This is a genomic window from Coriobacteriia bacterium (assembly GCA_031292615.1).
Classification (GTDB): Bacteria; Actinomycetota; Coriobacteriia; order Anaerosomatales; family JAAXUF01; genus JARLGT01.
Genome location: JARLGT010000092.1, coordinates 1 through 19,931, shown reverse-complemented (window position 1 = coordinate 19,931; position 19,931 = coordinate 1). Strand labels below are relative to the sequence as shown.

The window sequence follows — 19,931 nt, the reverse complement described above, 5'->3', positions numbered from 1 at the left end:
TGTAACCAACACTATCTGCGCCCCGCATATAGATGTCAAACTACGGTTCCACCGTGTCTGGGGGTCGGCGCCCTGATTGCGAGTCGTTCATGCCGGGCGTACAATCGATACCCCTAGGGGTAAGGAAGCCTCTGTGCTGAGGTTCGCGAACATCGTTCTCGGCGAATCCGGCGCTCCCCGATGCGTTCGCTGTCATCGAGCTGAAGCCGAGACACTTCGTGACGCCTCGAGCATCCTTCTGGCGATCGGTGAAGCAGCCAGTACGTGGCCCGGCGGTCCGGGCCCCAACCTGTCCTTAACAGGCGCCGAGCCGTTCCATCATCCCGCTCTTTTCGAGCTGCTCGACGCCTCGGTCACAGCGGGAGCCAGTCGCATCAGACTCGAGTCCGACGCCCATGCGCTCGCGACTGCGGAAACCGTCGAGCGGACCCTGGGCTCCGGCGTCCGCCACCTCACCATTCCGCTGCTCGGGTCCACTGCCGAACTCCACGACTCACTTACCGGCAGACGCGGATCGTTCGAGAGAACGGTTGCCGGCGTCAAGGACTTCCTCGAAGCTGCGCTGAAGAACACCATGAGGGTGCACGTCACCGTCCGGGTTCCTGTCTGTCGGCACAATCTGCACGACACTCCGGAGATCGTCACCCTGGCCGCGAAGACCGGTGCGAACGCCGTGCTCCTGTCGATCGATGACGCCGACCTCGATCCGCGTCAGGCAGCCCCATGGCTTGGGGCGGCTTGCGATTCCGGGATCGTCTACGCAACCTGGGTCGCGGTCGAAGGCATCCCCTACGGATGCGCAAATGGATGGGAGCTTCACCTCGCCTCCATGTATCACGAGGTCGAGGGCACGAAGTCGGAAGCCTGCCGAACTTGCCCTCTGACAGACGTGTGCGGCGGGGCGATGCCGGGGGCCTCCGAGCGGACACTCGCGGCCCTCGCGGCCCCACCTGATGCCGCTCAGGTAGCTCAACGTATCTCGCACGGATTCAAACCCCCCAATGTGGGCTGACCGATGGCAGACCAACCGCTCAAAGTCGCACTCGTCGCCCTCAACCGTCCTGGCTACCAGTCGCTCGCGCTCGGCTACCTTCGCGCCTACGCCGAAGCCGATACACGGCTCAAAGGCAAGGTCGCCTTCCAGACTCTGGATCTGACCACGGACGTCGATCCCTGGCGGACCGCCTACCGCCTCCTGCGCATGGGCCCAGACGTCGTCGCGTTCTCCGTGTACTGCTGGAACGCTCCTGCGATCTACGAAGCGTGTTCGATCATCCGCGATGCTGACCATCACCTGAAGATCATCCTGGGCGGGCCGGAAGTGAGCGCCGTCGCCGAAGACGTGGTGGGGACCAACCCTGCGGTCGACGCAATCGTGAGAGGCGAGGGCGAGGAGACGTTCGATGAACTGCTGCGAGTGATTGCAACGGGTAAGCGCATGTGGATGTGCCCCGGAGTCACCGCACGCAATCGTGATGAGGTCGTGAGTGCTCCGGACCGACCACTGATCGACGATCTCGATACCATTCCGTCGCCGTATCTGACAGGCCTTCTGTCTCCGACCGAGGCGCTGTCCTACATCGAGACGTATCGCGGCTGCCCGCACAACTGCAGCTACTGCTTCGAGGGGAAGGGCAGCACTAGGATCCGGAGCTTCTCGAAAGAGCGGATCGCGGCTGACATCAATGCGGTGGCCACGGCTCCCGGCGTCAAGTCGTTCACCTTCGTGGACTCGGTGTTCAATCTGACCCCCGACCGGCTGCACTGGCTCGCCGACATGCTCGAGCCGCACGCGAGGCGCGGTCTCACTCTTCACACCATCGAAGTCGACATAGAGCGGATAGACGCCGAGCAGGCGCTCGACCTTCGACGCGCCGGCGTCGTGTCGGTAGAGACCGGACCACAGTCGATAGGCATGGACGCCTTGCAGGCGTGCCATCGGAATTTCGACTCCGAGCGTTTTGCCAGAGGCGTCGCGGAGCTGAAACGCCAAGGCATCTCAGTCGAGTGTGACTTGATCTTCGGGTTGCCGGGAGACGACGCTTTCGACGTCATCGGTGGGTTGCGCTGGCTGTTCAGACTCGACCCCGGCGTTGTCCAATCCTCCACACTGCATGTTCTGCCGGGGACTGACCTTTGCGAGCGTTCACAGGAACTCGGCTTGGAATACGAATCGCAGTCAGCACACGCAGTGATCCAGACACGAGAGATATCGTTCGCAGACATCCGTCGACTCGAGGTCATGGCTACGGCGATGCAGAGCAGCTATCGCGCTCGCCTGTAGCGCCAGACCCGCGCTCACCGACACCACGCCATTCGGTGGCTCATCGAGCCGACTCCCTTCAGTCTTCTCGCCGCCGTCGACTGTCCGGGGGACCTGGAGCGGGCATGCTTCCGAGGACGCGGGCTGCTCAGAAGATGAGGTGCCGGGTCACGCCCGATAGTTCACGCCTCAACCTCCGCCGCCGACGCTATCTGCTCCGCAGGTGGGTCCCGCTATCGCAGGAACCGTCCACAAGCGCTTCGTCTTGGAGCCGCAGGTCGGGCAGGGTTCTTCTCGCGCCACTTCAGCTATGCGTTTCCTGACACTGAAATCATGGCCGCATTCCGTGCACCGGTATGCGTACTCGGGCACCGCCCACCTCCTCGATCTGGCCTCCTCAGTGATCTCGAATCGATCTCACGCTTTTCTGGAACTGTGGATGTGCAGAACCTTGTACACGTGGCAGAAGCCGACTGTCCCGCTGAAGATCAGAAGGACCCCAAGCAGACTGAGAACGATGCCGAGAATCCCTCTCACGAGGAACAGCCCGACGGTTATCAGGATGACGCCGACGACTCCACGGATCACACGGTCAACCGTCCCGAGGTTGGTCCCCATCAGTAGCTCCTCTCCGAGAGTTGCGGCGCCGTTATGCCGGGTCGCAGGGGAATCGGCCCCGTGGTCAGCCGAGAGCCCGATGCGCCGATTATTCGCGGCTGACTAGCGGACCAGCTTGCCGCGCCACGCCGAAGTGCCTCCCTTGACACTGTACGCGTGCTCGAAGCCGGAACGGGCAAGGAGCCGCACGGCCGTCGCACTGCGATGCCCCGACTGACAGATCACGTACGTCTCCGAATGCGAATCGAACTTGCCGAGTCTGCCGGCGAGCTGACCCAGCGGCACGTTGACCGCGCCCCTGACGTGACCCGCAGCGAACTCATAGGGCTCCCGAACGTCGATGAGCACCTGCTTGCCCTCAGCGAGTTTGTCTGCAAGTTCATCGACAGTGACGCTCTTGACTCCCCAACCGAACATTGACGACCTCTCATCTTGACGGCCCATCGGACCGGGCGTTCCTGAGGAATGATTGCTCTCAACAGATCGCGCTGGATTCTGCGGACGACACCCGAAGCGCGTCGAGAATCGCAGATGTGTCTACGCTACCTGTACACACCAGCCCTCCCAGAGCCAGCACGAACGGCGAGGGTTCACCGGCGACGAGGGCGTCCAGCGCCGCGTCCCGCTCAACGCCCTCTAGGCTGTATAGGTCGGTGGCTTGGACTGAGAATCCGCTGCCCAGGCGATTCGCAAGTTCACGCTCCAGGCGCTCGATCTGCACAGAGACCGGCATCCCACAAGACGACTCGCCAGCTGGAAGATCGACAGAACCCGTTACTTCGGCCTCGAAAAGCAGCGACTCGGACAGACCGTCCGCGTAGGGGTCGCCCCCACCGCTTCAACTGCACTCGTCGAGATCGATGACCTTGATGATGATATCTGGCACTGAAACGCCTCCCTGAGAGCGAGAACTAGGTACGGTTCTTCGGACCGATCTGTGGCTCGAACTCGACGATCTCGAAGCTCGTCTTCACGTTGCACTGCGGCCCGAGGCACCCCTTGACCGAGCAGTACTTCTGCTCGGAGAGCTCTATAGCCTGCTCCACCGAAGAGGGCTTGATGCCCACACCAGTAACCGTGTAGACGACCTCGATATCTTGGTAGTAGTGCGGGAAGCCCTCGACGTAGGTCTCGCCACGCACTTCAATCTCGAGCCCGCGAACGTCCTCGCGCTTCTTCTCAAGGATGGAGACGACGTCGACACCGGTGCAGCCGGCCAAACCGAGGAGGAGCAGCTCGACCGGCCGCCAGCCAGTGCCCTCGCCGGTGCCTTCGGCCGGGGTGTCCATGACGATGCCGTGCTGCTTCGAGTCCCAACCGACGAACTGCCGGTTCTTCGTCCAGCGGGCGTTGATCACATCCATGTCGTGCCTTCCTGGTGAGCGCGGCAGGTTGATGGCGCCGAACGACCAGCGTCGCCTCAGCTGCTAGGACTTCTTCGCCGTGCCGATGTGCAGCAGTGCATAGATCGGGCAAAACCCGACGATGCCCGTGATGAGCAGGATGACGCCGATGACGTCAAGCACGATGCCCAAAGTGCCCTTCACGAGCACCACCCCGACTACCAGCAAGATGGCGCCGACAACGCCTCGGATGACTCGATCGACAGTACCTTCGTTGAGCTTCATCTCGATGACTCCTTCTAAAAGGGGCGACTGCCACGAAGTGCAACCGGCACCCAGCCGGCTAGATACCGCAGACTGCGGGTTTGCGAGCAGTAAGAAGCGAGTGACTTGGCAGGCCAGGGTGGGAGACCACCCACTCGAACCCGACGGCTGAGAGCATCTCGGCGATCAGCTCAGGCGCCGCACGCACGTGCTGCGGGGGTCTTGCCCCATCGCCACCGGGCGCCCAGTCCGCGACGAGGAGCTGGCCGCCGATACGCAGCACTCGCAGCGCTTCTCGGTAGCTGGCATGCGGATCGACGAGCTCGTGATGGAGGTTGATCATCAGCGCGAGATCCGCCTCACCGGTACCGAACGGGACGATCGTCTCCTTGCCGAGCAAAGGATGGAACCGATCGCACAAGTACTGCGGCCTGTGCTCCAGCATCCAGCGAACCATGGTCGGCTCAGTGTCTATCGCGTAGACCTCGGCTTCCGGCGCCATCTCAGCGAACCGGCATGCGAACAGCCCCGTCCCCGCTCCGATGTCGACGATGGCCTGAGGTTCCGGGTGGCCGAGTGCTCGCCACATGACCTCAGGTGGCAGGCTCTCGAACCGGCCTTCGTCGTTCAGGCGATCAAGCTGTGCGACGTTGAACTTCTCGTAGGCCACGACGCTTCCCTGTCTCAAAAGGGTCACGGTTGATATATACCCCCTAGGGTATCACATCAGCCGAGGATGACACGGGAGCACGAATACCGCCGCAGGACGCGCGGTGTCAGGCGCCGGCCTCGCGACGCCTGCGCGTCAGAGCCGTCGAACCGATCTCGATCCCGGCACCAAGAATCGCCGGGACTGCGAGCCAAAGCAGATCACCGCCCGATTGGCCGGGAGCTCGGGACAGGTCGAGGCCATCGGTGATGGCGACCGGCTGACGCCCGCCGAGGCCGCCAGGAGGCGACCCGCCTCCAGGGAAGCCAGCCCCGCCTCCAGCCCCGAACGACGGCATGCCGCCCCCAGCTCCTTGGAGTTGCTCGGCACTCAGAGGCTGAGCGGTCCCGCCCATCGCCCTCCATGCCGAGATGAGCGTGACGAAGTTCGGGTTCAGACCACCCGGACCCATGAACTGGCCGTACATCGAGTCGATGGCCATGTAGAGCGGAAGCGCAAGCGCGACGCCGAGGACGAGCACAAGAATCGTTCGCATCGCCAGCTTCAACGGGCTACGCCTCCGTCTCGGCGCCGATGGGCGCTGGTGCCAGCCAGCGCTTGGTGGCCGTCACGATCCAGCGCCAGTGGAGTCCGACGTGCAACCCCAGGACGAGAAGCAGGACCTTTGCGGCAAGGGAATGGAGGATTCGCCACGTCGGTCCGAAGGGAACCGAGAGACCGAAAGCCGGAACGACGACGCGAGAGACCATCAGCCCGGTGAGCATGACTACGGTAAAGACCACGAAGAGCAGGATGTCGACCACGAGGTTGAAGCGCGAGAGGCTCCGCAGCTTGCGAATGAAGCGGCGAACGACGTTCACGGTCCAGTCCCAGTTGAGTGCGACATGCAACGCCAAGACGATGGCCACACCGATGCTCAACCACTCATGGATAGGAATGCCGGTAAGCGCCGTGTTCGTGGCGGCGAGGTACGCGACGAGCGCACCGATGTCGATCACGAGCCTTCCTCGAAAACCCACGTTCGTACCTCTCGTATCCGAAGTCACGATACCCCATGGGGCATAGGCTATCAGACAGTCGTGAGCGGTTTGTGTAGTTCAGATGTGTTCGAGCGACGAGATCCTCGGAGGAGACAGAATCGGCGCCTTCATGCCAGCTGAGTCGGCCGACTGCCCAGCCGTGAAGCATCGCTCATTCAACCCGACCGGCCTGAGCGCTGACCGGTTCGCATCACTCCAGGCTGAACTCGTCGCTCTCACTCTTGCGGTAGTCGTCGATCCATTCCTTGCCGAGAACCAACTCCATCAGCGGCGCCATGATAAACGCCGAGACGAAGAGTAGGCCGTTGCGTAGCAGCGCGAACTTCCACCCGAACAGCCGGATCTCGAGCGGGATCATCGGCAGCTTGATCGCCCACGTGGACACGATTGCGATCACGACACCGACCCGCGCCCCTTTCTCTATCAGAGCACGAAGCAGCGGGAACACTCCGATCAGAGGGCCGTGGAGCACAGTGCCGAAACTGGCGCCAAGCACCAGGCCGATGAACCCGGACTCCTCGCCGAGGTGCTTCATGATGAACTCGTCGTTGACCCACACTAGGAAGAGGCCGACGACGACGAACACCGTCACCAGCGTCACGATCAGGCTGGCGAACGTCTCGGCTCCGAGGACGAGAGCTCGGACGGCGGCCGCCGGCTTCGACAGTGCAGTGACGATATAGGCGAGAAGCACCGCCCAGACGAGCCAGTTCTGCTTCGACCATTTGATGAACCGCGTCACAGGATCCACCCCATCAGCAGCCCGAGTGCAATCGACAGCACGAAGGTGAGAGTCCATCTGGTCAGCGCGAACCGGGCTCCGAAGAAGCGGATCTCGGCGGGAAGCGTGACCGTCCCCACCGCGACCCAAGCAATCAGGAGCGTGGAGACCGCTGCGACGGTCGCGTGCTTTGCCAGCAGGAACTGGCCGAGCGGGAAGACCGAGGCCGGCGGACCGGTTCCCAGACCGCCGAGAAGTGCCGCGTAGAACGGCGCCAACATCCCCGCCCCGCTGCCGAGCCATGCCTGCACCTGCTGCGGCGTGACGAGAACCTCCAGCAGACCCACCAGCGCAAAGACCGCGAGGAAGAACGGCAACACGTTCCAGAACTGCTTGGCACCGAGCACCAGGCCTTTCTTCGTCTTGTCTCGGCTCCGAAGACCCGAGACAGCGAGAAGGATCACCACCGCGACGATGAGCCCTAGGTCAGTGAGATTCATACGCTGGTCTTCACTCCCGCACGGAGGATCGAGTTATTGCCTGAGCAATCTGTATTGCACTCGGATATGCCTGCGAGCCGCCACCCGGCGACGGATACCGTCTTCAACCCCACTGGAGACTCGGCGTGCCCACCATTCGCTCGTCAACATCGGCTCCGTCGATCACAACGGATGCCGAGCCGCGATACCCGAGAGCCGCATCAGCCTCAGACGACACCTCGATCACATCCGGCAGGCCGGAGAGTCCCGAAGTCCTCATCGCTTCGATCGTTTCGGCGACCGCCGACTCGTATGCCGGTCAACCCTGGACGTGCAGAACCCTGATCGTCAGTTCTGGCATGGGCGCTCCATCCATCAATCGATGTTGGTAGGGTGCCGTTAGACGGGCATTCTTCGTTTCACTACCTCGGCAATAGCGGCCACATCGAGCCCGCCAGAACACGCGAGCGTGTCGCCGATGATGACAAACGGGAACTCCCTACCATTCGACAGCGCATCGATGGCAGCATCTCGTTCCTGACCGGACAAACCGTAGAGTTCAGATTCCTCGAAGCGAACAGTAGTGCTCACCATTTCGTTTACCTTTGCCTCCAAGACCTGGAGGCGCCATTGGAGCGAGAGCTCTCAAGTCGCACCTTCCGCATACCCGGTCAGAGCGGACTCAAGAGTGTCGCAGCAATCGGTCCCGCCGCCTCAAGCGCAGCTTTCGTCGATGACCTTTACGACGATCTCATCCATTCCCGCGCCTCCTTCTGCCAAGGGTTAGTGCAAGATCGCGTTGAACAGATAGCCGATCGCCATGATGCCGACGGCGTTCACGCTGAAGTAGACGGCGATGAGCTTGGGCTTGAGCACTTTGCGCAGGATGATCGCCTCTGGCAGCGAGAGGCCCACGACCGCCATCATGAAGGCGAGTGAGGTCCCGATCGACACACCCTTCTGGGTCATGACGCCGATCAGGGGCACGACTCCGGCGGCGTTGCTGTAAAGCGGGATGCCGACGATTACGGCCAGCGGCACGGCGAACGGATTGCCGGGGCCGGCGTACTTCGCGAGGAAGTCGGCAGGGATATAGCCATGCATGATGGCACCCAGACCGACGCCGACGACGACATACGGCCACACCTTGCCGACGATCTCTGCGACGTAGCCTCTGGCGTAGGCAAGCCGCTCTGGCCACGTCTCCTCGGGCAGGTCCCCGGCCTCGCCGACGCGGATCTGGTAGACGTACTCCTCCACCCAGCTCTCAAGACCCAACTTGCCGATGATGATCCCGCTTGTGATGGCGATGACGAGCCCGGACCCGATGTAGAGCGCGGTGATCTTCCAGCCGAACATCCCCCACAGCAGGATTATCGCGACCTCGTTGATCATCGGGCTCGCCACCAGAAACGAGAACGTCACGCCGAGAGGCACTCCACTTTCGACGAATCCGATGAAGAGCGGCACGGCAGAGCATGAGCAAAACGGCGTCACGATGCCAAGCAACGCGGCGGCGATGTTGCCTCCGTAGAGCCGTGAGTGCGACAGGAGCTTGCGCGTCTTCTCGGGAGGGAAGAACGACCGGATGATCGCCACGAAGAAGATGACCACGGCGAGCAGCGCGAGCACTTTGGGCACGTCGTAGAGGAAGAAGTCCACCGACGACCCAAGCTTGCTGCCGGCGTCTAGGCCGAGCACGCGGTACGTGATCGTGTCCGAGAGCCACTGGAACGGATAGAAGATGTCCACCGCGAACTAATCCCGCGTCAGCAAAGCGACGAGGTCCTCGACTGACGGGACGCGGCCAGCGACACGCACTTCACCGTCGACGACGAGTGCCGGCGTGGTCATCACACCAAAGCCCATGATCTGGGCCATGTCGGTGATGTGCTCGATATGCGCGTCGATTCCCGCTTTGGCGGCCGCAAGCTTGGTCGCCTCCTCGAGCTGGTTGCACTTGGCACACCCTGAACCCAGCACCTTGATCTCCACGTTCGTCTCCTTCTACATCGAAAATGTTCGAACTAACAAGGCCGAAAGAAGGCGAGCTCGCAGTGGCCCGCCAAAGATCACGCTAGTAGCGCTTCAACTCCTGCGCCGCACTCGCCAACACGTCTCGGCGAAGCGAGTAATACGTCCACAGTCCTTCCTTGCGGGCGCTGACCAGACCGGCCTGCTTGAGCACCGTCATGTGGTGCGAGGTCGTCGACGGCGAGAGCCCGAGCCGGTCCGAGATCTTACACGCGCATACCTCATCGGCCGCACAACAGGTCTTGCCGACCTCGGCGTCGCTGTCGCTGAGGATCTGGAGGATCTCGCGGCGATGGGAGGAGGCCAAGGCCTTGAACACCTGATCTATCTCCTGCGCTGTCGTGCTGGTCATCTGTGACAATGTGGATCCTCCTGCTGCTGGTTCGAAAACTTTCGAACTAACAAGCGACTATACTCACACGGGTATTTGGAGTCAACGGGATGAACTCCTTGCGATGCCTGGGTGCCTCGCACATGACGCTCGCAGACGCCCGCCAACCTATCCGTGACGGTCACCAATCGGCTCGCCGGGCACGCACCCACTGCTAAGGGCGGGCATCGGTTCAGCCCCAGATCGTAGTGCTGACGTCGCTGTCACCCCGCGCCTTCTGCGCAAGCCGTATGTTCTTGGTCTCTCGGAGATTTGTCGCAAACCTGTGTCATGCGATCCGTCACGGCTGCTTCGCGCTTGAGGACGGCGCATTTGGCGAGCTGCGTAGTGACGCCCATTTCGTCCTCATGCCGACGTCCAGCACCTCGGGATGCACTCGCCGCAACATCGCGCCTCTGCGGCGGATGCAGGCCATCAGACGCGGCATGAAGTTGGTGCGTCCGCGAGCCGGGGGCCTTAAGCGACTGGTGTGGGAGCCCCGTTGCGCGCTGGGCGACAGCCGACCGTTGTGGCGATGTCTTCCGCCCATCGTCGCCCTCCAGCCGCAAGCTACGGCGATTTTCCCACGGCCGAACGACGACGGCGAGCGCTATCCTGATGCAAGCGCCGGAGCGCCGCTCACGCGCAACACGTTAGCCACAACCCTGGGGCGGTGGGCATGGTTGATCTCAAACGTTCAGCGTCCGTACTGGGCAATCGGCTGATCGCCTGCAATGGCGCATGCGCGGACGTCGAGCACGACGCCGCCGCCGGCATTCCTCCGCGTTGCCTGTTCTTCCAGCCGCGAGGCACCGCCCGCGGAGCGGTTGTGGTGGGCTTGAATCCCGGCCGGATGGGCCAGGCGGAGCAGCAGTATCTGTTGGCGCGCGAGGTCACTTACTCGGCGACGGTGGATTACTGGCGCGAGCAGCTCATTCGATGCGACCGCTACTATCGTCGAATGGAGCAGCTGATCGATGTTCTCAGGATCCATGGCTCCATCTGGTGGACCGAGCTCGCCAAGTGCCAGTCACGTCCGGAGACGAAGCGGCTCTCGGAACAGACGCTCCGTCGCTGCCGCAGGCAATTCCTCGGTTCGGAACTTGACGCCGTTCCCGCAGACTGGCCCGTCGTGGCAGCCGGGCGTCAGGCATTCGAGGCCACGGCCTACCTCCTGCCAGATCGCGCGGTGCTGGGCGTTCCCCACCCAACAGGCTCGTACGGCGGCTGGCCGCTAAGAGACGGCTCATTCCCCGCTGACCTGCAGGAAGTGGCAGATTCTTGGCTGGCCAGTACGGAGCCGCTGGCAGTGTGGCTGACAAGCGCTTCGAGCGGACGCCGCGAGCCAATACGCTGATGCGCACGCGCCTGAGCGTCGCTCAAGCGCAACACGTTAGGCGAAACACACCGCTCGTTTGAGGGAGTTCGCATGAGCGACAGCATCACGGCATTCGATTCGCGCTACAACTTCACCTGTCAGCTTCTTGCGGCGGCTGCAAGCCAGTCGCGACTTGCCTTCGATCTGGAGTCGCGCATCTCGTGGCCGCCCGATCGAGCTGACGAGATTGCCCATCGCGGGTTCGCCACGGGGGCGGTGCTGCAATCTGTAGCAGCGTTGGAATCGGAACTGTGGTGCGTCGTGCACTGGGGGCCGGGCCATCATCTCGGCGGGGACGCAACCGACAAGGATGCGCGCGAATTCCTGCTCCCAATCTCTGAAATGCTCGACTCGGGTCCTGTTACTGGGCGATACGACGCCGTGCTGCATCTCCTCAAGAGAACCGAAATCGATCGAGGGAGTAGTCTGTGGGAGCAAACGCAGCTCCTGGTGAAGTTGAGAAATGAACTCGTCCATTACAAGTCGAGAATGGCTTCGGAACTCGAGCTAACCAAGCTCATCGCGGCACTTCGCGCCCAACCGATTGCTGGACCGACATTCATGCCCGACAACATAGCAGGATGGTTCCCGCACGTTTGCCTGAGCGCTCCGCGTGCGGCATGGGCGACAGAAACCGCGATTGCGTTTCTCGACGACTTCTACAATCGGCTGGGACTTGCCTCTCCCCTTGTGCCGTGGCGTGCGGATTTGATCGCTCGCCCGTCGACGGGATCTGCCTTAATGAGCGCATCGAGCGGATGCCGCGAGCGCTAGCCTGGTGGGAGCACCGAAGCGCCGCAGTCAGATACATGGGTACACTACGATCGTCGCAATCGTGCGGCAGCGCCGATTTGATACCTATCAGCTTGCTGGGCGCCCGACAAGTGCAGCTAAAGCGAGGGCCGACCGCCGTGTCGCGGCTTAGGTCGAGATAGGTGATTCCCATGGCAAGGATGACCGGGAAAGCGCCAAAGACGACACCGAAACTGCCCACCGAACGCCGCGTCGTGAGTGCACCGACCTCGGAGGACTGGGCCAAGATGACCCCCGAAGAGAAGACGGCGACCGCGTCGCGCATCTGGGAGAGCCTGACCGGGCGTAGGGCCGCTGAGGACTGAAACACAGCGCGTTTGGCGAGCTGCGTCATGGCGCTTATTTCGTCCCGACGTCGACGTCCCGCACCTCGGATGCGCCTGATGCGCTATGGCGCCTCTACGGCAGATGCAGGCCGTCACACGAGGCTGCTGCTCGTCTGCTCGAGACCGTTCGCTGGCTCGAAGCCGTGCACGATCCCATCGCGTCCTTAGGGCAACATCTACCGGCCAAAGAGAAGAGCCCCGCTCGGTTGACGACCGATGGGGCTCTGTTTCGGCGGTGCCGAGTCGGGGGGACGCTCGTTGAACCGCCCGACACGCCCGAAGCGAAAGGGGTGTTCGCTCGACCGGGTGGGATCGAGGCATGCCGTTAGTCGAGATGTACCGCGCACTTGTGGCGGTCCTGTGAAGCCGCCGTGGATTCGTGAGCAGCAGTATCGACGCGAGCGAGTTCAGCGCGGCAAGGCGGCGAAATGGGATGGACTGCTGACCTTCGGCGGCCGGTCCCGTGACGTTTCTGCACGTACAGTCGGTCAGCACACCAACTGAGACGACGACGTCTCGCCACGCCTCCTGCGTTTGGCGAGTCCGAAGACCGCCAGATCTCTGCGCCACCCTTGGCGGCCGGTTTGCCTTGTCGTGACTGCCGATAATGTGGGTCGCAAATTCTGCCGATAACGAAGGCATCGAACCGCCCTGGGGAGGTGCGTGACGGTGGCTGAGAGGTGGATGGTGCAGGCGAGGGCATCCTATGCCGAGCGGATTCGCAGAATGGCGCTCGACGCTGGTTTCGAGCTGCGAAAGGTCTTACTTGAAGACCCAAACGCCGAGCCCTTGGACTATCTGGATATCGGATGGGCCTGCGAGGGCGACGAACCAAGCTTCTACATGCTGCGAAGCGTCGACACGGGGGCAGAGTTGTTTCGTAGCGGTCACAGTCTCGGGCAGATCGAAGAATACCTGCAGGTGGGGTGCTGGTCGCTACGGGCCTAGGCCGGGGCGGGTAGGAACTACATTGAGGATCGGCCGCGAGTCCTTCCAAGCTGAACAGACTTGGATACCCGCGACGGCGAGCGAGGCGCGTCGCGTCGACGGTCGGTTTCGGAGTTGGATGTGGCCCCAGCGAAGGACTCTGGGGCCTCTCTGAGTCTGGGCGCTGCAGCGAAGCCGTAGGCCGACCGCCGAACAAGCGGTTTCAGTCGGAAGGGTGGCTGCTACGACCACCAATGCCCGAAGAAGCTCACACCAAGTCTGCCGACCGAACGACGCGTCGTGAGTGCACCGACCTCGGAGGACTGGGCGAAGATGACCCCCGCGGAGAAGACAGCCACGGCGACGCACATCTGGGACAGCCTGACTGAGCGCAAGGCTGCTCAGGTCTGAAACACGGCGCGTCCGGTGAGTTGCGTCATGGCGCCTATTTCGTCCCGACGTCGACGTCCGGCACCTCGGGTGCGCTTGACGCCCTGTCGCGCCTCTGCGGCGGATGCAGGCCTGCACACGCGGCCGTTATCGCGTCGCCAATGCGTCGCACCTCGGCCATCGCGGCGTCAAGGTCGCCGGTTACTCTCGACTCGCGAAGGGCGCGCTCGGCGATGTTCTGTAGACCGCGCTCGAGGGTCGTGGGGTAGAACTCGAGCCGCAGCCACTCGTCGGGGAGCGGGTCGCCCTTGCGTGTCGTGCGGTTCGTAGTGAACTGGTAGAGCTGCCAGCAGGGACCCTTGCCGTAGGGCTGGAGCTGGTAACCGAGTTCCTCAATCGTGACAATCATGGGTGCCTCCTGAGGGCCAACCGGCAAGGCCGGGGCAAGGTTTCGGTAAGGTCAGGGAGTTAGGTTGGGGCTGCGCCCAGCACCCCTCGTCGGGCGCGTTCATCGCTCTTATGCTCGAGTTTTGGGCAGCTCCACGCGCGTGCGCGCGCGTCGGGGGCTTGGGAAAAACAGCCTATCGGGCGGGCGCCGGGGACCAGCGACAGAGCCCTAGTCCCCGGCGCGGCGCCTAGAAGGGCGGTTCTGCGACGATTGCCGTGCCAGAGGGTGCCGTGCTCGGCAACAGCTCGACGACCTTGTTGTAGGTCGTCTCGACGCCGTCCTTGACCTTCGTCTCGTTCGAGACCATGACGCGCGCCCGCCGGCCGACGAGGTCGTCGGTGTCGAGTCCGTTATCAAGCACCCAGGACGGGCCGAGGATTGCGCGTGCGAACTTGGCCAGCTTGCTCCTGGCGCTCGTTGACGTGTACGTTGAAGTCCAGGCGGTAAGGGTCACGATCTCGTCGTCGACGGTGGTCTCGAGCTTCCATTCGAGCTGCTTTGCCTTCTCCGGGCGGTCGGTAGCCGCGTCGAAGAAGTTGTTGTCGACCATGTTTATCGACACGATGCGCGCCTCGTAGACGCCGGGTGGAATAAGCGTGTACTCGCTCTTTAGCGGAGGGCCAATCTTCATGTTCCTACCTTCTTCCTAAGGGTCGTCTGGGGCTTGGGCGTCCGCCTGCGGCTCATGGGCAGCTCCCTTCTGGCGCCGTGACCTCCGCGGCGGCCTGCTGGTCGGTCTTCGCGCCAAGCGGTGGCGGATCCCGACCGGCAAGGTGGTCGGCGCTCCCCCGAGCGGTTTCGGGCTTGACGGCTTGACACACCTGCTCGGAGCCCTCTTTCATGTGCAACGACTCGTCCTCAAGGTGTTGGCGTGCTTGCAGTTCGCACGGCAGCGGCAGGCCAGTGCTCTCGGGCAGTGGGTCGCCGAGCACGAGCTTGAAGGCGCGACCGCGGCGTTCTTCTTCGTTAAGAAGCCAGCCCCCGGCAAGGGCTCGTCTCACGCGTCCCGAGGTAGCCTGCTTGGTCAGCTCGAGTTTGGCGGCGAGTTCGGTGACGCTCACCGACCTCTTGCCACCGGCGAGTAGCTCGGCCGCCGCACCTACGAGTTCTCGCACCGTGTCGCCGGCGCCAGTCACGCTCCCCTCGAACAGGTCGCCAATGAGGTTGAAGACATCCGCGTAGTCGTCCACCGTCGCGACGACGCGGCCACGTTCATCGCGTGGGCGCCGAGGATGCCGCAGCACAGCGACGGCCTTGATGAGGCTCACGAGCCGGGCGAAGTCACGCAGCACTCGACTGTCAGCAGGCCGTCTACCGATGGCCTCAGCAAGTTCATCAACGAAAGGCACAGCGACGTCCCAAGGGGCCTGCAGCTGCAGTAACGCCTGATACGCGATGAGCGTGGGGTCGGGCGCGGTGACGCCGTGTAGCTCGATTTGGGCCTGAGCGGCCAGCGCCGCCCGGGTCTGGGCCGGCGTGTCGGCTACCCGCAGCACGAACATGCGCGAGCTGAGTTGGGAGCCAAGCGTCTTGACCGCGGTCGTGATGAGCACCGTCGGCCCGGGCTTGTTGATGTGTCGAACGCTGAAGCCGCCCGCCTGCCTGTCTTCAACCGTGACGTCGTAGTGCAGCCGGTGGTCCTGCAGCAGGTTTCGCACGGCGCTCGCAGCCGGGTTGTCTTCTCCCGCCGGCAGGCTGTCGGCCTCCCCGAACAAGAGCACGCGGTGTTCGAGGTTCTCATCGTTGTAGATGAGCGCACGCGGTGAACCGGCGTCGATGGCGCACGTTGCCTCGGGGGGTAACAGCGACAGTGCGGTTCGCACCGCATAGCTCTTGCCCGCACTCGCAGGGCCGATTAGTAACAGGTGCACGGGCATCGCACCAGGTCGCATCGCCAGCAGTCGGCTTGTGGCGGCGAGGTAGACGATCAACGGCGTCGTGGAGTCGCCGCCGTACCCGCTCGCCTTCAAGGCCGCCCAGATTTCGATGAGCGGGTCGGCCGCTTCCAGCACGCGGCGCGCCTCATCCTCAAGGCGCGCCTGTGTTGCGTGGCTCGAATCCTGAATCTGCTCCCCCGCGAGAGGTGCGGAGGCCTTGAGCTTCTCCAACAGCGCGCACAGGTCGGCGCCGGCAAGGTGAGCTGCCGAGATGTCCTTGACTCCGTCAGGCGCGACGATGACGCGGGCATCGGGCAGGTTCGCGAAGATCCGTGCCGTGAAGTCCTCGGCGTTGGGCTCCTGCCACACGTAGACCCCGAGTCCGTCGAGGAGGGTCGCCCACTCCGCGCGCCACGTGGATTTGCCCGGGACGCCCAGCGTGGGTAGGCCGTTGTGCCAAGCTGTCCAGCAGTCGCTCTCCCCCTCGACGAGCAGAACCCACCCAGCCTCACGAGCGTGGGCGAGACGTTCGAGCCCGTAGGGCATCACGTGGCTGCCCTGCTTCCATTTGAAGCGAGGCTCGGCATCCATGCCGACGCGGTAGCGTATCGCCGACAGCTCGCCGGTCTCGTTTCGGTACTCGATGCGCACGGCGGGCGCGCCTTGGTACTTGACGTCGCTGCACCCTGCCTTCCGAAGGAAGTCGACAGGGAGCTGCTTGGCCTCGGCGAGCGCCTCGAGCGTCAGGCCCCTTGCCCTCGAATCACCAGTGTGTCGAGCCCTTGAGCTGGGGTGTAAAGGTGTCAGGTCTGAAACCGTCGGGGGGAACAGGTCGCCCATCTTCAGTCCGAGCGCTGCGACGACCGCCTCTGTTTCACAGCCACCGTGGCAATACAGGAGGACGCACCCGTCATCTCTCTCCGAGATGCTCAGGCTCGCGTTCCTATCCTCGTGGGCCGGGCAGCGCGCCATCCAGCCTGTACCGCTTCGCTTAGTTGGGCCGACGAGAGCGAGAACGCGCTCGATAGGGCCGCCGACGCCGGGGCCCACTACGCGTTACCCGCGGTCGTCGGACTTGTGGCCGGCAGTGGGGACTCGACGAGAGGCATGCACGACTGATCGCTTTCCGTCGCTTGCCCCAGCGCGGCCAGATACACGTCCGTACGGACTCGCCACGAGCGCCCACGCCTGTAGGCTCCGGGAATCTCCCCCGCGTCAGCTGCCTTACGCATCGTCCTCACATCCACGCGCTCGTAGGCTGCCAGTTCGCTGAGAAGTGCGGTGGGCGGCAGCTCGCCCGCCCGCCCACCCGGGGGTCTGGTTCGGGGCACGATCTTCCACCTCCTCGACCAGCTCGCGTGGGTCGCCGGCCCACTGGAGTGCGGCCGCAAGCTTCTCGAGCTGAACCGAGTACGGTGTGCCGATGTAGCCGCTTTCGATCTGCCCCACGGTGCTCGCGCTCATTTCAGCCTTGCGTGCGAGACGGGCCCGGGTCAGTCCCTGCCGCTCGCGCTCGGCCTGAATCATCCTTGTCATGGTCACTCCTCAAGTTGTCTGGACACGGCCTGTGCCGTAGCCTAGACTGCGGTTGTATGTGTCGCAACCGATTAATCCGGTGAAAAGCGCAGAGGTGCGAAGCCCCAGATGACTGATTCCCTGAGATTGCTCGATGACCAGCTTGAGTGGAGCAATGCCCCCTGTGCCGCCTGGACGACGCGGCGACCTGGAATAGCCCGTCTTCGAGGTCAGTCCAACGTCGACTCCGCGGCCATCGACCGTCCAGACCCGGGAGATCGATGGCTCTCGTGGGAGAGCACCAGCGAGCGTCGTTACCGTCCCTTGCGCGATCATCCCGAGTTGTTCTTGCTGTTCGCAGGACTAAGCGGAGAGGCTCAGTACCTGTCGTTCGCTGAGGAGTACGGTCCGCTGCTGGGCATCGAGACCGCTGAGCTATGGGAGTACGAGAGCGCGACGATGCGGTCTTCAATCCATCTCTGGCAGGGGCTCAGAGAGGGTCGCCCGGCGGATGCTCTTTCGGATTTCACCCATGCGATTCGTTTCACGACCGCCCACCGGGACTGGTTCGTCCCCACCCTAAAGCGTGACTACGATGAAACGAGGCGGGTCCCCGACGCTGCGGGCACCCACTTGACGCTCCCCGAAGGCCTGCAGCGGTACCACGAGGAACAGCGTCACCTCGGGGCAGTACGACTCGACACCCCCACCCGCGAGGTCGCGCAGATCGTCCTCGAACGGACAATCGATGATGCCCTGACGCGATACCGGATCGCGCCGGTCGTGAGGAGGGAGCAGACGGCGTACGGCACTGGCCTCAGAGTCTCGCTCGCCCCTCGGCAACTTGGCGGGGCTCTATGGTTACAGTTCGCGCTCGCGGTGGACGGAAACCGCAAGTACCGGGTCTGTCCGGAGTGTGGGAAGTGGTGGGATGCGACGGACGCCAGGTCGCACAAACAGGTATGCAGCGATAAGTGCCGAGCGGCTAAGTCGTACCGACTCAGGCAGGCGGCGATGAAGGCCGTCAAGCGCGAGGAGGGTTCGGGATGAGCAGGGAGGTCTCGCGTGCTCGACGGCCAAAGGGAGCGGGCAGTCTGCGCCGCCTCGACGGCGAAAAGTGGCAGTTGACGATCAAGGTCGACGGTAGGCGGTACTCGCGCGTCTTCACCGCTCGCAACGCCACCGAGGCGCATCACATGAGCGCCGCAGTGCGAACACAGATTGACGCTGCCGTCGAGGCTGCATCGAGTCAGCGCGGTACCCAGGAAGCGCTGCGCAATGAGCGCAGGGAGTGGACACTCGAACGCTATATCGCCTACTACTTCGAGGAGTGGGCAGATCACGCTCTCGCGCCGACAACGCGCCAGCACTACAAGTTGCTCGCGAAGAACCGCGTGATACCTCGCCTTGGCTCGAAGAAGATTCGTGAGATAACGCCAGCGGATCTTGGCCGTTTGTACGCCGCCCTCGAGAAGCCCGACGCGCGTTGTCATCCTAACGGCAAGACCGGGCTTTCGAACCTGAGCATCTGGCACGTGCACACCTTCATCGAGGCGGTCTACTCGTTCGCCAACCGCACCGAAGACCTTGACTACAACCCCGCACGCAGGGTCAGGCCTGGCGTATCTCGCACGGTCGTGAAGAGGCAGCCGGCACTCGACATGACCGACATCGAGCGTCTTCTAAAGGCGGTGCGCGAACAGGAGCCCGCATTGTATCCACCAGTCATGGTGTCGGCCTATCTCGGCACGCGGCGCGGTGAACTGTGCGGGCTTCGGTGGTCGGACGTGGACTTCGACAAGGGCGAGGTCACGATTCGGCGCTCAGTGACGCGCACCAAACCCGAGGGGTTGCTGGTCAAATGCACGAAGACGGGCAAGGAACGCACGATACCTATCGACGAAGAGGCGCTTGCGGAGTTTGATGCGCTGAGAAAGGCGCAGCGGCGTGAACGGCTGAATTGTGGGCCGGGTTGGGCTGGCGCGGAGTCGGCCGAAGACGACTATGTCTGCACGAGTCCGGATGGCTCGGTGCTGAACCCCGACCACTTCAGCGCGCAGTACCGTGCGTTCACGCACGCACATGGCTTCACGCAAATCACGCCGCACGCGCTGCGGCACGCGTTCGTGTCGCAACTTATCGCCCTCGGGTTTGATGCCGTGACCATCGCATCGATGAGTGGGCACTCGCCCGACGTACTCCTGAAGACCTACGCGCACGCCTTCGACAAGCGGAAGCGGGCAGCCATGGAGGCGCTCGGCGAAGCTCGAAAAGCCGCGCGAGTCGCGGGATAGGCGCACGCATAGTACGCACGCCTCGGCCCGTCTCCCCAGAACGCAAACCAGCGGCTCTCGATGCGAATCGAAAAACCGCTGGTCAGGGCGTACATATGGCGGAGAGGGAGGGATTCGAACCCTCGTAGGGGGGGATACCCCCTAAACAGTTTTCGAGACTG

The 19,931-nt window shown here is 63.2% G+C and carries 27 protein-coding genes; 8 read left to right on the top strand and 19 right to left on the bottom strand.

Going from position 1 to position 19,931, the window contains the following annotated elements:
* Positions 1 to 133 precede the first annotated feature (133 nt).
* A complete protein-coding gene (locus P4L93_08320) occupies positions 134 to 1,012 on the top strand; it encodes a radical SAM protein (protein ID MDR3686944.1) in 879 nt (292 codons plus the stop codon).
* Between the two features lie 3 nt (positions 1,013 to 1,015).
* Positions 1,016 to 2,284, top strand: coding sequence for a radical SAM protein (locus tag P4L93_08315; GenBank protein MDR3686943.1), 1,269 nt, complete (start codon positions 1,016 to 1,018; stop codon positions 2,282 to 2,284).
* Positions 2,285 to 2,680: 396 nt separating this feature from the next.
* On the opposite strand, the gene P4L93_08310 is transcribed toward P4L93_08315, so the two are convergent.
* The 15 genes from P4L93_08310 to P4L93_08240 all read right to left on the bottom strand — a co-directional run bounded on the left by P4L93_08310 (position 2,681) and on the right by P4L93_08240 (position 9,784).
* Entirely contained in the window at positions 2,681 to 2,881 is a 201-nt protein-coding gene (locus tag P4L93_08310; GenBank protein MDR3686942.1) for a DUF2892 domain-containing protein, read from the bottom strand.
* 102 nt (positions 2,882 to 2,983) lie between these two features.
* On the bottom strand, positions 2,984 to 3,298 hold the full coding sequence (locus P4L93_08305; protein ID MDR3686941.1) for a rhodanese-like domain-containing protein: 315 nt from the start codon (positions 3,296 to 3,298) through the stop codon (positions 2,984 to 2,986).
* A gap of 58 nt (positions 3,299 to 3,356) precedes the next feature.
* On the bottom strand, positions 3,357 to 3,602 hold the full coding sequence (locus P4L93_08300) for a hypothetical protein (protein ID MDR3686940.1): 246 nt from the start codon (positions 3,600 to 3,602) through the stop codon (positions 3,357 to 3,359).
* A gap of 190 nt (positions 3,603 to 3,792) precedes the next feature.
* The gene (locus tag P4L93_08295; protein ID MDR3686939.1) at positions 3,793 to 4,245 is read right to left on the bottom strand and encodes an OsmC family protein; all 453 of its coding nucleotides are present in this window, start codon (positions 4,243 to 4,245) and stop codon (positions 3,793 to 3,795) included.
* A gap of 63 nt (positions 4,246 to 4,308) precedes the next feature.
* Positions 4,309 to 4,509, bottom strand: a complete 201-nt coding sequence (locus P4L93_08290; protein ID MDR3686938.1) for a DUF2892 domain-containing protein — start codon at positions 4,507 to 4,509, stop codon at positions 4,309 to 4,311.
* A gap of 58 nt (positions 4,510 to 4,567) precedes the next feature.
* Complete coding sequence (locus P4L93_08285; protein ID MDR3686937.1) at positions 4,568 to 5,158, bottom strand: class I SAM-dependent methyltransferase; 591 nt, start codon at positions 5,156 to 5,158, stop codon at positions 4,568 to 4,570.
* Between the two features lie 106 nt (positions 5,159 to 5,264).
* Positions 5,265 to 5,693 carry a hypothetical protein gene (locus tag P4L93_08280; GenBank protein ID MDR3686936.1) on the bottom strand — a complete coding sequence of 143 codons (429 nt, stop codon included), beginning with the start codon at positions 5,691 to 5,693 and terminating at the stop codon, positions 5,265 to 5,267.
* Positions 5,694 to 5,709: 16 nt separating this feature from the next.
* Entirely contained in the window at positions 5,710 to 6,156 is a 447-nt protein-coding gene (locus tag P4L93_08275; protein MDR3686935.1) for a DUF4405 domain-containing protein, read from the bottom strand.
* Positions 6,157 to 6,388: 232 nt separating this feature from the next.
* Entirely contained in the window at positions 6,389 to 6,940 is a 552-nt protein-coding gene (locus P4L93_08270) for a permease (GenBank protein MDR3686934.1), read from the bottom strand.
* A complete protein-coding gene (locus P4L93_08265) occupies positions 6,937 to 7,419 on the bottom strand; it encodes a hypothetical protein (GenBank protein MDR3686933.1) in 483 nt (160 codons plus the stop codon). Before P4L93_08265 ends, P4L93_08270 begins: the two co-directional genes overlap by 4 nt.
* Before the next feature lie 103 nt (positions 7,420 to 7,522).
* Positions 7,523 to 7,678 carry a hypothetical protein gene (locus P4L93_08260; GenBank protein ID MDR3686932.1) on the bottom strand — a complete coding sequence of 52 codons (156 nt, stop codon included), beginning with the start codon at positions 7,676 to 7,678 and terminating at the stop codon, positions 7,523 to 7,525.
* Positions 7,679 to 7,797: 119 nt separating this feature from the next.
* Positions 7,798 to 7,992, bottom strand: coding sequence for a hypothetical protein (locus tag P4L93_08255; protein MDR3686931.1), 195 nt, complete (start codon positions 7,990 to 7,992; stop codon positions 7,798 to 7,800).
* Between the two features lie 189 nt (positions 7,993 to 8,181).
* The gene (locus P4L93_08250; protein MDR3686930.1) at positions 8,182 to 9,144 is read right to left on the bottom strand and encodes a permease; all 963 of its coding nucleotides are present in this window, start codon (positions 9,142 to 9,144) and stop codon (positions 8,182 to 8,184) included.
* Positions 9,145 to 9,156: 12 nt separating this feature from the next.
* Complete coding sequence (locus tag P4L93_08245; GenBank protein MDR3686929.1) at positions 9,157 to 9,393, bottom strand: thioredoxin family protein; 237 nt, start codon at positions 9,391 to 9,393, stop codon at positions 9,157 to 9,159.
* Positions 9,394 to 9,475: 82 nt separating this feature from the next.
* Positions 9,476 to 9,784 carry a metalloregulator ArsR/SmtB family transcription factor gene (locus P4L93_08240; protein MDR3686928.1) on the bottom strand — a complete coding sequence of 103 codons (309 nt, stop codon included), beginning with the start codon at positions 9,782 to 9,784 and terminating at the stop codon, positions 9,476 to 9,478.
* Positions 9,785 to 10,481: 697 nt separating this feature from the next.
* On the opposite strand from P4L93_08240, the gene P4L93_08235 reads away from it, so the two are divergent.
* The 4 genes from P4L93_08235 to P4L93_08220 all read left to right on the top strand — a co-directional run bounded on the left by P4L93_08235 (position 10,482) and on the right by P4L93_08220 (position 13,267).
* Positions 10,482 to 11,159: a hypothetical protein gene (locus tag P4L93_08235; protein ID MDR3686927.1), complete on the top strand. Its 678-nt coding sequence runs from the start codon at positions 10,482 to 10,484 to the stop codon at positions 11,157 to 11,159.
* A gap of 72 nt (positions 11,160 to 11,231) precedes the next feature.
* Entirely contained in the window at positions 11,232 to 11,954 is a 723-nt protein-coding gene (locus tag P4L93_08230; GenBank protein ID MDR3686926.1) for a hypothetical protein, read from the top strand.
* A gap of 170 nt (positions 11,955 to 12,124) precedes the next feature.
* A complete protein-coding gene (locus tag P4L93_08225; protein ID MDR3686925.1) occupies positions 12,125 to 12,298 on the top strand; it encodes a hypothetical protein in 174 nt (57 codons plus the stop codon).
* A gap of 690 nt (positions 12,299 to 12,988) precedes the next feature.
* Complete coding sequence (locus P4L93_08220; GenBank protein MDR3686924.1) at positions 12,989 to 13,267, top strand: hypothetical protein; 279 nt, start codon at positions 12,989 to 12,991, stop codon at positions 13,265 to 13,267.
* Positions 13,268 to 13,691: 424 nt separating this feature from the next.
* Here P4L93_08220 and P4L93_08215 read toward each other — a convergent pair whose 3' ends face one another.
* The 4 genes from P4L93_08215 to P4L93_08200 form a co-directional block, all read right to left on the bottom strand.
* Positions 13,692 to 14,045 carry a hypothetical protein gene (locus P4L93_08215; protein ID MDR3686923.1) on the bottom strand — a complete coding sequence of 118 codons (354 nt, stop codon included), beginning with the start codon at positions 14,043 to 14,045 and terminating at the stop codon, positions 13,692 to 13,694.
* Positions 14,046 to 14,271: 226 nt separating this feature from the next.
* Entirely contained in the window at positions 14,272 to 14,715 is a 444-nt protein-coding gene (locus tag P4L93_08210) for a hypothetical protein (GenBank protein MDR3686922.1), read from the bottom strand.
* 52 nt (positions 14,716 to 14,767) lie between these two features.
* Entirely contained in the window at positions 14,768 to 16,612 is a 1,845-nt protein-coding gene (locus P4L93_08205) for a hypothetical protein (GenBank protein MDR3686921.1), read from the bottom strand.
* Between the two features lie 573 nt (positions 16,613 to 17,185).
* Positions 17,186 to 17,497 (bottom strand): helix-turn-helix transcriptional regulator, encoded by a 312-nt coding sequence (locus P4L93_08200; GenBank protein ID MDR3686920.1) that lies wholly within the window; start codon positions 17,495 to 17,497, stop codon positions 17,186 to 17,188.
* Positions 17,498 to 17,605: 108 nt separating this feature from the next.
* Here P4L93_08200 and P4L93_08195 point away from each other — a divergent pair, with 108 nt between their 5' ends.
* Both P4L93_08195 and P4L93_08190 read left to right on the top strand, forming a co-directional pair.
* Positions 17,606 to 18,526: a hypothetical protein gene (locus P4L93_08195; protein ID MDR3686919.1), complete on the top strand. Its 921-nt coding sequence runs from the start codon at positions 17,606 to 17,608 to the stop codon at positions 18,524 to 18,526.
* Positions 18,523 to 19,770: a site-specific integrase gene (locus tag P4L93_08190; protein MDR3686918.1), complete on the top strand. Its 1,248-nt coding sequence runs from the start codon at positions 18,523 to 18,525 to the stop codon at positions 19,768 to 19,770. Before P4L93_08195 ends, P4L93_08190 begins: the two co-directional genes overlap by 4 nt.
* Positions 19,771 to 19,931 lie beyond the last annotated feature (161 nt).

Bases quoted from the DNA above. Each gene is read 5' to 3' on its own strand.
- P4L93_08315 (MDR3686943.1), top strand. From the start codon at position 1,016: ATGGCAGACCAACCGCTCAAAGTCGCACTCGTCGCCCTCAACCGTCCT.
- P4L93_08310 (MDR3686942.1), bottom strand. From the start codon at position 2,881: ATGGGGACCAACCTCGGGACGGTTGACCGTGTGATCCGTGGAGTCGTC.
- P4L93_08305 (MDR3686941.1), bottom strand. From the start codon at position 3,298: ATGTTCGGTTGGGGAGTCAAGAGCGTCACTGTCGATGAACTTGCAGAC.
- P4L93_08295 (MDR3686939.1), bottom strand. From the start codon at position 4,245: ATGGATGTGATCAACGCCCGCTGGACGAAGAACCGGCAGTTCGTCGGT.
- P4L93_08290 (MDR3686938.1), bottom strand. From the start codon at position 4,509: ATGAAGCTCAACGAAGGTACTGTCGATCGAGTCATCCGAGGCGTTGTC.
- P4L93_08280 (MDR3686936.1), bottom strand. From the start codon at position 5,693: ATGCGAACGATTCTTGTGCTCGTCCTCGGCGTCGCGCTTGCGCTTCCG.
- P4L93_08265 (MDR3686933.1), bottom strand. From the start codon at position 7,419: ATGAATCTCACTGACCTAGGGCTCATCGTCGCGGTGGTGATCCTTCTC.
- P4L93_08260 (MDR3686932.1), bottom strand. From the start codon at position 7,678: ATGAGGACTTCGGGACTCTCCGGCCTGCCGGATGTGATCGAGGTGTCG.
- P4L93_08255 (MDR3686931.1), bottom strand. From the start codon at position 7,992: ATGGTGAGCACTACTGTTCGCTTCGAGGAATCTGAACTCTACGGTTTG.
- P4L93_08240 (MDR3686928.1), bottom strand. From the start codon at position 9,784: ATGACCAGCACGACAGCGCAGGAGATAGATCAGGTGTTCAAGGCCTTG.
- P4L93_08235 (MDR3686927.1), top strand. From the start codon at position 10,482: ATGGTTGATCTCAAACGTTCAGCGTCCGTACTGGGCAATCGGCTGATC.
- P4L93_08230 (MDR3686926.1), top strand. From the start codon at position 11,232: ATGAGCGACAGCATCACGGCATTCGATTCGCGCTACAACTTCACCTGT.
- P4L93_08225 (MDR3686925.1), top strand. From the start codon at position 12,125: ATGGCAAGGATGACCGGGAAAGCGCCAAAGACGACACCGAAACTGCCC.
- P4L93_08215 (MDR3686923.1), bottom strand. From the start codon at position 14,045: ATGATTGTCACGATTGAGGAACTCGGTTACCAGCTCCAGCCCTACGGC.
- P4L93_08210 (MDR3686922.1), bottom strand. From the start codon at position 14,715: ATGAAGATTGGCCCTCCGCTAAAGAGCGAGTACACGCTTATTCCACCC.
- P4L93_08200 (MDR3686920.1), bottom strand. From the start codon at position 17,497: ATGACAAGGATGATTCAGGCCGAGCGCGAGCGGCAGGGACTGACCCGG.
- P4L93_08195 (MDR3686919.1), top strand. From the start codon at position 17,606: ATGACTGATTCCCTGAGATTGCTCGATGACCAGCTTGAGTGGAGCAAT.
- P4L93_08190 (MDR3686918.1), top strand. From the start codon at position 18,523: ATGAGCAGGGAGGTCTCGCGTGCTCGACGGCCAAAGGGAGCGGGCAGT.